The organism is Shewanella sp. Pdp11 (genome assembly GCF_002838165.1).
In the GTDB taxonomy this organism is placed as follows: domain Bacteria; phylum Pseudomonadota; class Gammaproteobacteria; order Enterobacterales; family Shewanellaceae; genus Shewanella; species Shewanella hafniensis.
The window spans coordinates 4,534,973-4,549,306 of sequence record NZ_CP015194.1 but is presented as its reverse complement, the minus strand read 5'-3'; the positions used below and the strand labels follow the sequence as shown (position 1 = coordinate 4,549,306).

The following is a 14,334-nucleotide window of genomic DNA, read 5'->3' as shown; positions in this document are numbered from 1 at the left end:
TCTACATGGCTAAAACTGAGTAACTCAGAACGAGAGACTCTGCTTACTACGTATTACTTATACATCCAGATAATCATTGCAGGCAATTATCCATGGTCGGTTATGATATAGATATCGCTTATCAGACAAGGTCAGTTCCTCGGCGGACAGAGTGCTATGGGATGGCAAAATCGCTTGAGCGCGATTAAACCAGTGCGATTAAACCAGTGCGATTAAATCTGGATTGCTTGAGTGCTATTAACCAGTTGAGTGCTATTGAATCAGAGAGTGTATTGAGCTAGAAGGCTTTAAGGACAGACAAATGCGTACGGTTTATCATCCCCTTACGGCAGAGCAAGAGCCAGTTGCGGATATTTTCTTTAACTATGAAGCTTTCTTGCCAAATACGGTAACGCCAAAACATCAACATGTTTGGGGACAACTGCAGTTAATCAGCGGTGGCATCATGGAGTTACATGCTGCAGGGCAACGGTTTTTATCTCCGTCGCAATATGCAATTTGGGTGCCTGCGGGGATAGAGCATGAAAGTTTCACTCGGCGTAGCATCCATTATTGTTCGATGAATATCGTTGCCGAGCGGGCTGCTGCGTTTCCCCTAGAGACTTGTTTGTTAGCTGTGACTCCTATTGCCCAATCAATCGTAAACGATCTGCGGGAGCGGCAAGTTAGAGTGGCAAACTCGGCAGCGGATAAACGGCTTGTTGAGGTTTTGTTCGATCAGCTCACTATCGGCCAAGCTCTGCCGCAATTTTTGCCCACAGTCTCAGATAAACTGTTACAGCCGTTGTTGCTGGCACTCGAAGCCGACCCTGCGAGTCCTAAGACCTTTAAATCTTGGGCCAATGAATTACATACCACAGAGCGTACCTTAGCCCGTCGTTGCCAAGAGGCGCTGGGGATGAGTTTTACCGAGTTAAGGCAAAGGCATAAGTTTATCTATTCATTACAATTGCTGCGTCAGGGGCTAGCTATTAAAGAGGTGGCATTAACGCTCGGCTACAACCAAACCTCACCTTATATCGTTATGTTTAAAAAGTATGCCCAGTGTTCGCCGGAGCAGTATCGCCGTCGATTATGATGGCGCATAAGTTTAGTGTGATGGCATATAAGCTTAGTGTGTTGAAAAATGACCTGTTGTTAATTCGAACGCTAGCGGATGTTGTGTGGCGATAAGCGGATAAAACCGAGAAATAAAATAGGGTGCCAAAGCATTTAGCACCCTATTTTCGGCCTATTTAAAGAGAGGATTTAAGGGTTTTTTACATTGGTGGATAAATTAGTCGGATGCTTTTTGGCGGTTCCGTTTATCCTGACGCTTCTCTTTTAAGGTTTTCATTGGCGGTTTTTTGTTTTTTTCTTTACTCATAGATATAGACTCCAAAGTGAAGGTCACTATCCGGTTCCGCGCCGCAATTCGGTTCCGATAGTTGGGCTCAATTTTTATTTCAGGCTTAAATTGAGTCGGTTTATTTATAAAGGACGCATAAAACGTAATTTAACGATGAGGTGCCGAACCTGAACCTCTTAACCCCTTTGCTGTTTTACCTTAAAGCGCTGCCATGACTTAGTGTAAATAGTGGCAAAAGGCGTTAATTTCAGTGTTAAATTAATTTAATGCCTGTCTTTAATAAATAACGCGGCCAGTTAATGACTTCAAAATAACATTCCTTCTTATCCTATTATGTTGAAAGTACCGCTAGAAGCCGCCGCTAATAGCGAGTTGAAGTATGTTGTCACGGAGTAGAACACACTATATTTTTAATTACGTCATCTAAAATGGCTTAACACTTGAGTCGATTCAGTCAACATAAATCACTAAAAGCCATTAGAAATAACGCTGCTTAAATCAGCTGGCTACTTAGCTTTTTTAGGTTTTTTCGCTAGACTGACATCTTTAATCATAAACAGCACTGGCTTGCCTAAAATACTCACTTCAGCCAGCTCGCCCTTTGACCGCCCAAGTAGGCTAACGCCTAAATCGGATATAACAGAGAAGCGTCCTGCACTGAGTTTATGCTTTGGTGGATACACGAGCTCAATTTGATACTCCTGTTGATCCTGCAGATTAACTAAGCGGATCTCCCGCCCCACAGTCACTTTATCACTCGCCACATCATGCTTGAGCTGCTCAAGTTTGCTAATCACGCCTGCCAAAGCAGTTGGGCGCAGGGAGGCATTAAAACTGTTCTGTAAATAATAGGTTTCGGTTTTTAGTATAAAATTCTGAAATAAACCGCTAAAAAAGGAATATGCCATTTCCGCCTCTGAAATAACCAAGTAAAAGTGCAAGCAAAGAATTTAAAAAATAGGAATAACTGAATTCAGTGCTTATTTAACAAGAGTATTAAAGTTCTGCCGAGCGCGAGTGACGCTCGGCTTAGACTGGGAATTTGAGTGAGAAGCGGAATGATTTAGCCAAGCAGCAGGTTAAACTAAGAGTGCTCGCTAATACATGGGGAAATAGTGATGAAAATGCAGTGCTAAACATAGTTTTACATCTCCAGTCAAAAGTGTGTGTTATGGGTTGCTTTTTTAAGCGCTCAATATGGCAAATAATGTAAAGTGCTAACTAAGTAAAGTGCTAATTAAATAAGCCATGTTTACTTGGTTGATACCATAGGCTAAGTGAAAAAATAATGCAAGCCCAACCAGGTTTATATTGCTGAATATACTTATCTACAGTAAATATGCATTAACACTAAATTAACTTTGTTGGTGTTGATGCCAATCTTAGTCAATTTAATCCTAGCACGCGTAAAATAAATCGAGCACTGATGGGTTTAGCGATGAAATACCCATTAAGTAAATAGCGCACTAATTCACTAAAGTTGCTCATTCAAATAAAGTACTCATTCAATAATGTACACTCGAATAATCCCTTAGCTCGGTGATTATAAGACTTAAGTATATTTTAACGCTATGCTATGCAAGCTAACTGAATTAAGCCTTAATGTGTGCGTTTAAATGGTAAATATCGGGTATCCACTTAGGTGGTTAATCCCGCGCCTTTCAACAGTATTTTAATGCACATGGAGACGAGGAACAGGCAACTGACGCTCGTGCACCAAATGAGCACTAACCAGCCGAGTCGATAGCTGAGGGATTTAGTTGGGGTCGTCATGTTTATCTCCAGCATGTGTAAAGTTATCTAAAGTGAATTAGCGACCTAAGCCAAATTAGCTTAGGTCGCGTTTTGGGAAGCCTCTTTTACCTGAGTCATGGCTAGTGATAGCCTGTATCTTTAGTGACTTTGCCGCGGAACACGTAGTAGCTCCAAAAGGTGTAAACCAAAATCAGCGGGATGATCATCAGCGCGCCGACGAGCATAAAGCTTAAGCTGCTATCGGGCGCGGCCGCCTGCCAAAGGCTGATATTGGGCGGAATAATGTGTGGCCAGATACTGATCCCGAGTCCACTAAAACCTAAAAAAACCAGGCATAGCGTGAGCAGGAATGGCTGATAGTTATCATCGCGGCGCAAAGATTTCATCAAGGCCCAGCCGCAGGCTAATACCAGTATGGGCACGGGGGCAAAGTAGAATACATTCGGTAAACTAAACCAGCGCAGAGCAATATTGGGCTGCACAAAAGGCGTCCATAAACTGACTAAGCCTATGATCATCAGCAGGCATAAGGTCAGTGCTCTGCCAAGTTGTTGCATGGTCGTTTTAAGCTCGCCTTGGCATTTTTTCACCAGCCAAGTCGCGCCGAGCAGCGCATAGGCCAGCATAAGGCCAAATCCACAGAAGAGTGAAAAGGGCGATAACCAATCGAAACTTCCGCCACTAAATTGTTGGTTACTAACAGAAATACCTGAGATAAACGCCCCCAGTACTACGCCCTGTGAAAAGGTGGCAGTGATAGAGCCGAACATAAACGCTTTATCCCAGAATGGTTTAGCTTCTGCGCCCGACTTAAATCTAAACTCAAACGCCACGCCGCGAAATATCAGTGCCAGCAACATAATAAGCAGCGGTATGGTCAGCGCTTCGAGCACTATGGCGTAGGCGAGGGGAAAGGCACCGAGCAGGCTGGCGCCGCCGAGCACTAACCAGGTTTCATTACCATCCCAAACGGGGGCGACGGTATTCACCATAATGTCCCTGTCGTCCTCGTCGTGAATAAAGGGAAACAGTATGCCGATGCCGAGATCAAAGCCATCCATCACGATATACATCAAGGTGGCAAAAATGATGATCCCGAACCAAATCAAGGGTAAATCGAATTCCATGGTGAGCCCTTAAATATGTTTAAGATTAAATAAGTAAAGCTAGATTTATTGACTTTAAAATTAATGGCTTGTTGCTGCGATATCTGGCCCTTTGCGGATGAGTCGCATCATATAGCGATAACCCACACCGAAAATGCCGCAGTAACTGACAATGAAAATCCCTAGGCTGATACTCAGGTGGGTAACGCTATGGGAAGACACGGCATCTTGCGTGCGCATCAACCCTTGGATCACCCATGGTTGGCGGCCAAGTTCGGTGGTAAACCAGCCCGCTAGTGTCGCGAGCAGTCCTGCAGGGCCGAGCACCAGTACAAATCGCAGAAAGTGTTTGTTGCTGTAGAGCTTGCCTTTGCGTCTGAGGTAAGCGCTCCACAGTCCGGCAAAAATCATCAATAGGCCTAAGCCGACCATGACCCTAAAACTCCAAAACACTAACAACACATTGGGTCTGTCCTCGGCGGGATACTCAGTCAAGGCGGGCACTTGTTTGCTTAAATCGTGCTTTAAAATCAGACTCGCCAGCCCTGGGATTTCGAGGCTGAAGTGGTTTTTCTCTGCGTCCATATCGGGGATGGCAAACAAGACCAATGGCGTGGGTTTATCGCCCTCATTACGCCAATGGCCTTCCATCGCCGCGACTTTTACAGGTTGATATTCAAGGGTATTTAAACCATGGAAATCACCAATCACAGCTTGCAGCGGCGCGACGATTAACGCCATCCACATCGCCATAGACAACATTTTACGAATTGCGGGCGTGTCGTTCCCTTTGAGTAAATGCCACGCCGCCGATGCGCCGACAAAGAAAGCCGACGAAATAAACGCCGCCACTGTCATGTGGGCTAAACGATAGGGAAATGACGGGTTAAACACTATCTGAAACCAATCAACAGGAATGACGCGATTATTTACGATTTCAAAACCTTGGGGCGTCTGCATCCAACTGTTTGACGCTAAGATCCAGAAGGTCGAGATAATCGTGCCGGTGGCGACCATACAAGTGGCGAAGAAATGCAGGTTTTTGCCGACCTTCTGCTGACCAAATAGCATGACTCCCAGAAATCCCGCTTCGAGAAAAAACGCGGTAAGTACTTCATAGGTGAGAAGTGGCCCAGTCACACTGCCGGCGAAGGCGGAAAACGCGCTCCAATGGGTACCAAATTGATAGGCCATCACAATGCCTGAGACCACGCCCATGCCGAAGTTAATCGCAAAAATCTTCGACCAAAATTGATAGAGTTGTTGGTACACCTGATTCGCCGTTTTCAGCCATAAGCCTTCTAATACCGCTAGATAAGTGGCGAGGCCGATAGTGATGGCGGGGAAAATAATGTGAAAAGAGATGGTAAAAGCAAATTGGATCCTAGCAAGTACAGTGGCATCAAAATCAAACATAATTTCCTCGAGAGATAAGAGTCTCGTTACAAAGGCATTCATTAATGCAGTGTCCACTGAGCCTAATATTGGCCCAGCGGTGAAAGCTTGTGTGCCATTAGAGCATGGGATAAGCTGGCTATAACAGACACAGAATATATTGATTTGGCTATAACAGATGGCGAAATACGAACAGTTAGCGCAGGAATTAAAGACACGAATAGCCCAAGGCGTCTGGCAGGCGGGGGACAAGTTGCCGTCGCTGCGCCAAACCGTGGCCGATTCGGGTTTGAGTCTGATGACAGTGCTCAATGCCTATCAGCTATTGGAAAGCCAAGGTGTGATTACGGCGCAGGCAAAATCTGGTTATTTAGTGGCGCCGCAGCCAGAAACCTTTCGTTATCCCGATCGCCAGCGGCAGATTTATCTCTTTGATAAAGTGGATATTAACGAGTTCGTCTTCTCTGTTTTGCAGGCGTCAAAACAGGCGGGCATAGTGCCCTTTGGCTCAGGTTTTCCCGATCCCAGTTTATTCCCACAGCAAGCGCTGGCGCGCTCGTTAGTCAAGGTCACTCGGCACATGTCACCGTCTTTTGCCGCCGATAATTTACCGCCAGGCAATGCGGGGCTGCGTAAGGCGATCTCCCAACGTTATGCCAAATTGGGCATGAGCATTTCACCCGACGAAATCATCATTACCTCGGGCGCCATGGAGGCGCTGAACTTAAGTTTAGCGACCCTGACTCAAGCGGGGGATTGGGTTGTCATTGAATCCCCGACCTTTTATGGCGCGATGCAGGCCATTGAGCGGCTTAAGCTTAAGGCGATTGCGGTCGCGACCGATCCACAACAGGGGATTGATCTCGAGGCGCTAGCGGAAGTGTTAAAAACTTACCCAGTAAAAGCCTGCTGGTTGATGAGTCAACATCAAAATCCCTTAGGTTGCAGCTTGTCAGATACTAAAAAACAGGCGCTTTATCAGTTACTAAATGAGCATAAGGTCAGTCTGATTGAAGATGATGTTTATCAAGAGCTTTATGTCGACGCTAGCGCGCCAAGGCCAGTAAAAGCCTTCGATACCGAAGGACGAGTGTTGCACTGTGGCTCATTTTCTAAGTCTTTGATTGCAGGTTATCGTGTCGGCTGGGTGGCGGCGGGACTGCATGCGCCGCAGCTACAGCGCTTGCAAGTTATGTCGACGCTATCGACCAGCGCGCCCATGCAGCTTGCTATCGCCGATTTTATTCAGTCGGCACAATATGAGCGCCATTTGAAGCAGTTACGTAAAAAGTTAGCCGATCGCAAATTGGCCATGTACCAACTACTACGCGCGCATCTGCCCGAGTCTGTGGGGGTTAACTTTGCACAAGGCGGCTATTTTCTTTGGTTAGCGCTGCCAGCACACATGGATGCGACACAAATTTATTCTCAGGCGATCGCGCGCGGGATCAGTATTGCTCCCGGCAATCTCTTTAGTAATCAGGTAGAGTTCCGCCATTTTATGCGCTTGAATGCCTCATACGAGTGCTCGCCAGAAATAGTCTCTGCTGTTGTAGTGCTGGCCGAACTTATTCGCAACTATTCGCACTAGCTCGTTAGATTAGCATTTTATATGAGCCTGTTATGTTAGCTCGTTATGTTAGCTTGTTAGGTTAGTCCGCGAGGTTAGCCCGCCTTGTAGTTTGAGGTATGGTGTCAGAAGTTAAATGCTGGGATAAAAAAAGTTTTAGACTTCCAGATGTCTATCTGTTAGCTTGTTGAACATGCACAAATCTTGTGCAATCCTTTGGGTTCGAACAAGGACAGCACTCTGTTGAAGGAAGGCAAAATGAAGCTTGAATCACTGGCATTACACTACGGTTATGAGTCAGAAGCGACCACAAAAGCGGCCGCGGTACCTATCTATCAAACCACCTCTTATACCTTCGATGATACCCAGCATGGTGCTGATTTATTTGACTTAAAAGTCGCGGGTAACATTTATACGCGGATAATGAATCCGACTACTAGCGTGCTAGAGCAACGTCTGGCAGCCATTGAAGGCGGCATAGGTGCGCTGGCTGTGGCATCGGGTATGGCGGCGATTACCTATGCGATACAAGCCTTGACTCAAGTTGGCGATAATATTGTCAGCACCAGTCAGCTCTATGGCGGCACTTACAATCTGTTTGCCCATACGTTGCCGCGCCAAGGCGTTGAAGTGCGTATGGCGGCCTTCGATGACTTTGAAAGCCTCGATGAGCTGATCGACGACAAAACTAAGGCCTTGTTCTGCGAATCGATTGGTAATCCAGCGGGCAATATTGTCGATTTACAGCGTTTAGCCGAGATTGCCCATAAGCATGGCGTGCCTTTAATTGTCGATAATACGGTCGCAACCCCAGTGTTATGTCGCCCCTTTGAGCATGGCGCCGATATTGTGATCCACTCTTTAACTAAATATATAGGTGGCCATGGCACGACGATTGGCGGGGTGATTATCGATTCTGGCAAGTTCGATTGGGTCGCAAATAAAGAAAGATTTGCCTTACTCAACCAAGCCGATCCTTCTTACCATGGCGTGGTTTATACCGAAGCCTTTGGCCCTGCGGCGTTTATTGGTCGTTGCCGTGTGGTACCGCTACGTAATACCGGCGCCGCGCTTTCACCGCACAGCGCATTTTTACTGTTGCAAGGCCTTGAAACCTTAAGCCTTAGAATGGAGCGCCATTGCTCGAACGCGCTAGCATTAGCCGAATATTTGGTGTTGCATCCGGCGGTGAGTTGGGTGAATTACGGCGCGTTGCCGAGCAGCCCTTATCAGGATAATTGCCACAAGATCACTGGCGGAAAAGCTTCTGGGATCATTAGCTTTGGGATTAAAGCGGCCACGCCTGAAGAGGGTAAAATTGCTGGCGGACGTTTTATCGATGCGCTGCAGATGATCCTGCGTTTAGTGAACATCGGCGATGCGAAATCCTTGGCCTGTCATCCTGCGAGTACTACGCACAGACAACTTAATGCCGATGAACTGGCAAGGGCAGGCGTGTCTGAAGATCTTATCCGTATCTCGGTTGGGATTGAGCATATTGACGATATCATTAACGATGTGGCGCAGGCGCTCGATAAGGCACTGGTGAGCAAGTAGTTTTTATTGAGTAGCCCATATCGAATAGCCGATAGCTCATCGCTTTATTAAATCGTTAACAGTAAAAAGCCGCTATAGATTCAATTCGATAGCGGCTTTTTTAGTGCTTTAAAAACGACGTTAATCTTGCTGCAGTCGATTTCTCGCCTTCTGGTAGAAGTAAGAAACGGTCAGCAAAATAACCCCGATCAGCATAAAGGCAATGACCTTTTGCACTAGCTCGAAGGACGCCATATCCAGTAATAGCACCTTGAGCGTCGATAGGATAAATAGCCCAGCGGCGAGGCGGATCATATCGGCATTTTGTGGTTTTAAGCTGATGAACATCAACACACTGCCATGGATAACCAATAAAATTGCGCTGAGTGGGGCGGCAATCATGTTATCGAAGCTATAACTCCACATGAAGTAACTCAAGGCGAGCAGTAGATGCCAACCCCACTTAAGTCCTTGTAACGGTAAGATACGTCTATGTAAGCGTATTGCTGCGCCGTGCTGCAAGATAAGCCTTGCTAGGAGTGCCAGTGATAAAAACTCGATTAACACAAACGAGGCATTATCACGATTAAGCCCAAGCGTGATCTCAAAATGCAGCATGATGGGCAACAGGGCTAAGCCTAACTTTAGGCCGTAGGCGAGATGGTAGCTTTCCTTTATTGCGGCTTGGATTTGGGCTACTAGAGTTAACTTCATGCTATGTGAGGCTTGGCCTTCAGCGCTTTTACTTAAACTTTTTTGGATAAGCAAGGCAAAATAACCACTTAAGGCCAATGCTGTCATCGCTATTCCAACTAGCTCTGAATGATTAAAGCCATAAACGATCACGGCTAATACCAGTGCAAAGTAATAGGGGCTTAGTTGCCATTGAAGTTGCAGCAAGGGGCGCCATGTTTCGGGTAATTGGCGGTAACGAAGCAGGGTAAAGCCCATAAAGAGGACACCAATAACCAGCGCCGCGAGTCCTTGCCAAACGTGAATAAGACATAGCGAGGCGGTCATCAGAACCGCTAGCCAAGTGAGGATTTTGGCCTCAATGTTCAAACTCTTATGTTTAATAAAGTAGGCTAAACCTAGGCTCATAAAGGTGCTCAGCCAGAGGGCAATAGCGGTATATTCCCAATAGTTGCGGATAACTTTAGGCAGCAGAATAAGCGGCAGCAGCAAATAGCAGAAGATTTGCATGCTATAAGCGGCTTTGGCAAATAGGGCATCTTTATAGTGGCGGCGATACCAATAATGGGCCAAGAGTAAGGCGGTAAATAACTCAATTCGTGCCAGTTTGGCCATGAGCGGCTGGGCGCTAAAGCTAAAACTGTCCGCGAGCGTTATGCCTTCAACGACCTTAAAGAGCAGTGGCAATAGCAAGAGCCAAGCGGCAAATTCGCTGACAACGAGTTTGTCCTTTGCGCTTAAGTACAGCAGTAATAGGCTAACTAGCGGCAAGATAGCGAGATAGTAATCGCTGCTCAAAAGGTAAGCCGCGAGGATAATTGTCGCCACATAAAAACCGCTTAATAGTTCTTTTAATATTCTGCAAAGCTGATGTTCTAACGCAGAAAGCGGCGCACGGGTGAATGTTAATAGTCGAATGGCAAAGACTAAGGCGGCGCAACTTAAGGCCAGTGCGATCAGCGAAATGCCAAAGGCCGACAAAGCTGAAATTGCCAAGGCATCTAATATGCTGGATTCTAACAGTGCCATGCTATCAAGCACGCTAAACGCATTTAACCCTAATCCCATTAGCAGTAATACATAAGCTTCGGCGCGCACTGAAACCAGCTCTTCTTTGGTGCCAATCCATAACAGTAATAAGGCTTCGAGCAGTAAGACTAAGCCGAGGAAATCATGGCTAAGTAAATACAGTGCTGCAAATCCGGCAAAACTTCCTGCAAAGACTAACAATAAGCCGCTGCGGGCTTTTTCTAAGCGGCTTTTTAGCTGCCAATAGAGGGCAGCACAAATCAGCGCGTTGATCGCGAAGATTTCCCCTGCGAACTCAGTGAATTGCGTTAATTCGAATAGCACAAAGGCGAGCAATGCTATTGGCAAAGCGAGCATGCGATGGCTTAGCGTGTTGCTTGGTTGTTTATCTTGATGGCTAAACTGCTGGGAAAATAGTAGGCCGGTGATGCCGTAGAGATAAAAGGTCGCATTAATACTGAAAAGCGCCAGCAGACTGCCACCGCCAAAGTCGGTGAGTGGCAGTGGCACAAAATAGCTAAAGGCTTCGATGCAGCCAATGTGCAGCAGCGCGGTGATTTCCAGTAATAACGGCCACTTAAGCTTATAACTTTGGGCAAGGGCGCCAATTCCAATAAGCAGTAAATAAGGAAGATACAGCAGTGGTGCATAGCTTTGGGATAACAACATCATAGGCGCGGTCGAGCCGCCGACCAAGGCGATGACGCTAATGACTTTGGCATCTAAGCGCATCGACAGACCATAACCTGCCAGAGTGATTATTAGCAGTAAGATAAAACTCGCGCTATTTGGGATGATTTCAAAATATGGCCCAATAAAGTAAGCGCAGAGAAAGTTTAGGATAAGGCCTAATCCGACTATCCCAGAACCAAAGTCCGCCATGCCCGCACGTTTTTGGCGAATAAAAATCCCGCCAGCTATGATAGCGTTCGCGCTGGCAAACCCGAGTAGCGCTTTGCCCAGTTCTGAGAACCAATGGTTGATGGAATATTGCAGTAAATAACCAAAGCCTAATGTCAGAGTGATGATCCCTGCGACTGTCATCAAGAAGACTGGGCCTAATCCCTTAGCCTGATAATGATGGTAGAAGGACTTGATTTGTTCGGTAATGGCGCCAAAGGGCGCCATGATGGTCGCTAATCCTTGGGATAACAGATCGTCAAATTGACTCGCCACTTGCACGCTTGCTTGTAATTTGACTTCATCACTCAGTTGTTGGTCTTGCGCTTGGTGTTTGGTTTTGGCGGTTTGTTCTGCTGAGGTATTTTTTGTGTTTCTTTGCCAAGGGTCTTCTTGCAAAGCGTTTTGCTGCCATGGGTTGGGTTCTGCTTGAGCAGGCGCTACGGGAGTAGACTCAAGGATTGGTGTGTGTGCCGCATAGGCTAATGCGGGCGTGTTATCTGCGGCAGGGAGCACAGCCGCAATCAATACTGCATCTGCCGCCGAACTGACAGTGGTATCAGAGGCGTCTTCAGTCGCAATTTGCTGACTTAAGGTATCGAGCTTAGTTGAAAATTCTGCCAATTGACGGCTGAGCGAAGATTGCTGCGATAAATGCAGCGACTGTAATTGTGCCAGCTCAGCTTTTAGTTGGGCGACGTCATCCTTTAACGGCATATCTCAATCCTAGTTAAGTGCCTAATAGCTTAAAACATTCAGCGCTTAAGAATTTAAGGACTTAAGCACCTTTGCAATTGGATTGTACTTGCGACAGGGGATTTCGGCTAGCCATAGCGAATGTGGAAAATGCTGATAGTGGTGTAGAACAATATTTTAGCGGGTTTAGTTCAACAAAGAGCCAGACATTGCTGGCTCTGATTAAAGTGCTAATTGCGGCAGGGTTATTTCTTTTGCGCCTGCAGGATCACAAATTTACCGTTGGAGGCGACTGTGGTGCAGTTTTTAAATAAGCGCTGCAATTTCACATGGTAAGCCAGATGGCGGTTGCCGACGATATGTAAAATACCTCCGTCTTTTAAGCGGCGGCGAGCATCTAAAAACATCTGCCACGCGATATGATCGGTAATGGCTTCGCCTTGATGGAAGGGCGGATTACATAGCACCAGATCCGGTTGCACTTCTTCTGGCAGATGCGTCATGCAGTCGTCCCAATAGAAGTGGCCTTTATCTGCAGGCAATTGATTACGTGCCCAGTTTGCCTTGGCTGATGCGACCGCCATTTCAGAATCGTCGATAAAGTGGATATCAGCTTCTGGGAATAACTGAGCGGTTCGCAATCCCAGCACGCCATTGCCACAACCGAGATCGACAATCGACTTGAAATCCCCTTTCGGCAGATTTTCGAGCATGATACGTGCGCCAATATCGAGTTTGTTGGCGGCAAACACATTACTTAAGTTGCTGATCTCAATTTGATATTCAGGTACGGCCCAAGTCACTTCTTTGGCTAATGGTCTGGGGTTACCATCGCTGACACAGGTAATTACTCGGGTGTTTTTCCACGCTAAACTGGCGCTTGCTGGGCCTAAATGCTTAGCAAAGATATCGAGCAAGGCGCCATTTATCGATTTGGCTTTGGCTGCCACTAATACACGAGTGCCAGCGGGTAACACTTGCGATAAGCGTGTTAGCTGGTGGGCAAAGTAGCTTAAGTTCTTAGGCAACTTCATCAATACTAAGGCTAAGTTTTCTGGCAAGGTATCGCGGCTGGTAAACCATTGCAGGTTATCCAGCGGCAACTGATTGCGGCCATGGTTTTGCTCTGTGCCTAAAAAGCTGGTTCTGGCATCGGTTTCAATACACAGTGGCCAACTTGGATTCAGTTTCGATACACCACAGCTTAAGGCGCCGAAACTGTCGTTGATAATGGCGGTTGGCACGGCGGCTTGCTCTGACTCAATAAGGCTTTTGAGTAAGTGTTCATCGGCGGCATCCCAAGCTTGAAGATTAGATTCTTGCTGAGCTGGATACCGTAAAAGTTCGAGTTCAACACCCGCTACTGAAAATTGTGTTGTCATGTGCCACACTGCGCCAATAAATTTAAGGCGCAGATTATCGCAGATTTCATGGCGCAGTGCGACGGCTCAGCATCAAGAGCGAATGTTAGCCCTGCCATGGACGAAGCGGCAAGCAAACGGATCGATAGTTGCGGGGGACAAGTAGGTTGATGGCTAAAGATAATGAGCGGCGTGACAACCAAGGTTACGATTTGTTTTCTGAGCTTGATGAAGACGCGGGTCTTGATTTACAGCTAAGTTTGAACCTTACCGATCACGGTTTGAACAAGACTGGACAACCCATACCGCTCATCACCTTAGTGCGGGGTTATCTTAATGCTGAGCAGCAACTTGCGTTGATGACAGAATCGCAGACTTATCCCTTAAGTCGCCCCGAAATCCAAGTATTTGGTCAGTTTCACGTAATTCCTCGCCAGCAAGTGTGGTTTGGCGATTTGGGCTGTGACTATTTATATTCAGGACTGTTTATCCGCGCCTTACCTTGGCCTAAATATGCCCAGAAGTTGAGGGATAAGTTAGCGCGGGATTATGGTTTGGCGAGTAATGGAGTATTAGTCAATCGTTACGCCGATGGAAAAGATTGTATGGGCGCCCATAGCGATGATGAACCGGAAATTGCCCGTGGCAGCCATATTGCTTCTATTAGCTTAGGCGCCACGCGGGATTTTGTGCTTAAGCATAAACATAGCCAAACCAAGCACTGCATCAGTTTGCACAGCGGTGATCTGCTAATCATGCACTGGCCTATGCAAAACGATTGGCTGCACAGCTTACCTAAACGTTTGAAAGTAAAAGAGCCCCGCTGGAATTACACCTTTAGGCAACTCATCGTTAATTTCCATGGCTAAATGCCCGTTGTTAAATGACAGCTATTCATTGCCTACTGTTTATTACTGGTGGCGGTGAACGGCCTGCTAAATAAGA

At 46.6% G+C, this 14,334-nt stretch carries 10 protein-coding genes; 4 read left to right on the top strand and 6 right to left on the bottom strand.

The features are described from left to right. The first annotated feature begins 301 nt into the window (after positions 1-301). Positions 302-1,078, top strand: a complete 777-nt coding sequence (locus tag AYJ58_RS20035) for an AraC family transcriptional regulator (protein WP_106651444.1) — start codon at positions 302-304, stop codon at positions 1,076-1,078. A gap of 776 nt (positions 1,079-1,854) precedes the next feature. On the opposite strand, the gene AYJ58_RS20030 is transcribed toward AYJ58_RS20035, so the two are convergent. From AYJ58_RS20030 to AYJ58_RS20015, 4 genes are all read right to left on the bottom strand, one after another. After that, positions 1,855-2,256, bottom strand: a complete 402-nt coding sequence (locus AYJ58_RS20030) for a GreA/GreB family elongation factor (RefSeq protein WP_106651443.1) — start codon at positions 2,254-2,256, stop codon at positions 1,855-1,857. 730 nt (positions 2,257-2,986) lie between these two features. Further along, on the bottom strand, positions 2,987-3,121 hold the full coding sequence (locus AYJ58_RS20025; RefSeq protein WP_006080444.1) for a DUF2474 domain-containing protein: 135 nt from the start codon (positions 3,119-3,121) through the stop codon (positions 2,987-2,989). Positions 3,122-3,222: 101 nt separating this feature from the next. Further along, positions 3,223-4,230 carry a cytochrome d ubiquinol oxidase subunit II gene (gene cydB, locus AYJ58_RS20020; RefSeq protein WP_106651442.1) on the bottom strand — a complete coding sequence of 336 codons (1,008 nt, stop codon included), beginning with the start codon at positions 4,228-4,230 and terminating at the stop codon, positions 3,223-3,225. A gap of 60 nt (positions 4,231-4,290) precedes the next feature. After that, on the bottom strand, positions 4,291-5,625 hold the full coding sequence (locus AYJ58_RS20015) for a cytochrome ubiquinol oxidase subunit I (RefSeq protein WP_106651441.1): 1,335 nt from the start codon (positions 5,623-5,625) through the stop codon (positions 4,291-4,293). Positions 5,626-5,782: 157 nt separating this feature from the next. Here AYJ58_RS20015 and AYJ58_RS20010 point away from each other — a divergent pair, with 157 nt between their 5' ends. Next, positions 5,783-7,195: an aminotransferase-like domain-containing protein gene (locus AYJ58_RS20010; protein WP_106651440.1), complete on the top strand. Its 1,413-nt coding sequence runs from the start codon at positions 5,783-5,785 to the stop codon at positions 7,193-7,195. Positions 7,196-7,432: 237 nt separating this feature from the next. After that, the gene (locus AYJ58_RS20005) at positions 7,433-8,731 is read left to right on the top strand and encodes an O-acetylhomoserine aminocarboxypropyltransferase/cysteine synthase family protein (RefSeq protein ID WP_106651439.1); all 1,299 of its coding nucleotides are present in this window, start codon (positions 7,433-7,435) and stop codon (positions 8,729-8,731) included. Between the two features lie 120 nt (positions 8,732-8,851). Here the strand turns inward: AYJ58_RS20005 and AYJ58_RS20000 are convergent, their stop codons facing one another. Both AYJ58_RS20000 and AYJ58_RS19995 read right to left on the bottom strand, forming a co-directional pair. Continuing rightward, on the bottom strand, positions 8,852-12,049 hold the full coding sequence (locus AYJ58_RS20000; RefSeq protein ID WP_106651438.1) for a DUF2339 domain-containing protein: 3,198 nt from the start codon (positions 12,047-12,049) through the stop codon (positions 8,852-8,854). Between the two features lie 224 nt (positions 12,050-12,273). Beyond that, complete coding sequence (locus tag AYJ58_RS19995) at positions 12,274-13,410, bottom strand: methyltransferase (protein WP_106651437.1); 1,137 nt, start codon at positions 13,408-13,410, stop codon at positions 12,274-12,276. A 149-nt stretch (positions 13,411-13,559) separates the two neighbouring features. On the opposite strand from AYJ58_RS19995, the gene AYJ58_RS19990 reads away from it, so the two are divergent. Then, the gene (locus AYJ58_RS19990) at positions 13,560-14,258 is read left to right on the top strand and encodes an alpha-ketoglutarate-dependent dioxygenase AlkB family protein (RefSeq protein WP_106651436.1); all 699 of its coding nucleotides are present in this window, start codon (positions 13,560-13,562) and stop codon (positions 14,256-14,258) included. The last annotated feature ends 76 nt before the right edge of the window (positions 14,259-14,334 follow it).

What these genes read in the sequence shown, in the direction of transcription:
- AYJ58_RS20035 (WP_106651444.1), top strand. Translation starts at nt 302, where the DNA reads ATGCGTACGGTTTATCATCCCCTTACGGCAGAGCAAGAGCCAGTTGCG.
- AYJ58_RS20030 (WP_106651443.1), bottom strand. Translation starts at nt 2,256, where the DNA reads ATGGCATATTCCTTTTTTAGCGGTTTATTTCAGAATTTTATACTAAAA.
- AYJ58_RS20025 (WP_006080444.1), bottom strand. Translation starts at nt 3,121, where the DNA reads ATGACGACCCCAACTAAATCCCTCAGCTATCGACTCGGCTGGTTAGTG.
- cydB (WP_106651442.1), bottom strand. Translation starts at nt 4,230, where the DNA reads ATGGAATTCGATTTACCCTTGATTTGGTTCGGGATCATCATTTTTGCC.
- AYJ58_RS20015 (WP_106651441.1), bottom strand. Translation starts at nt 5,625, where the DNA reads ATGTTTGATTTTGATGCCACTGTACTTGCTAGGATCCAATTTGCTTTT.
- AYJ58_RS20010 (WP_106651440.1), top strand. Translation starts at nt 5,783, where the DNA reads ATGGCGAAATACGAACAGTTAGCGCAGGAATTAAAGACACGAATAGCC.
- AYJ58_RS20005 (WP_106651439.1), top strand. Translation starts at nt 7,433, where the DNA reads ATGAAGCTTGAATCACTGGCATTACACTACGGTTATGAGTCAGAAGCG.
- AYJ58_RS20000 (WP_106651438.1), bottom strand. Translation starts at nt 12,049, where the DNA reads ATGCCGTTAAAGGATGACGTCGCCCAACTAAAAGCTGAGCTGGCACAA.
- AYJ58_RS19995 (WP_106651437.1), bottom strand. Translation starts at nt 13,410, where the DNA reads ATGACAACACAATTTTCAGTAGCGGGTGTTGAACTCGAACTTTTACGG.
- AYJ58_RS19990 (WP_106651436.1), top strand. Translation starts at nt 13,560, where the DNA reads ATGGCTAAAGATAATGAGCGGCGTGACAACCAAGGTTACGATTTGTTT.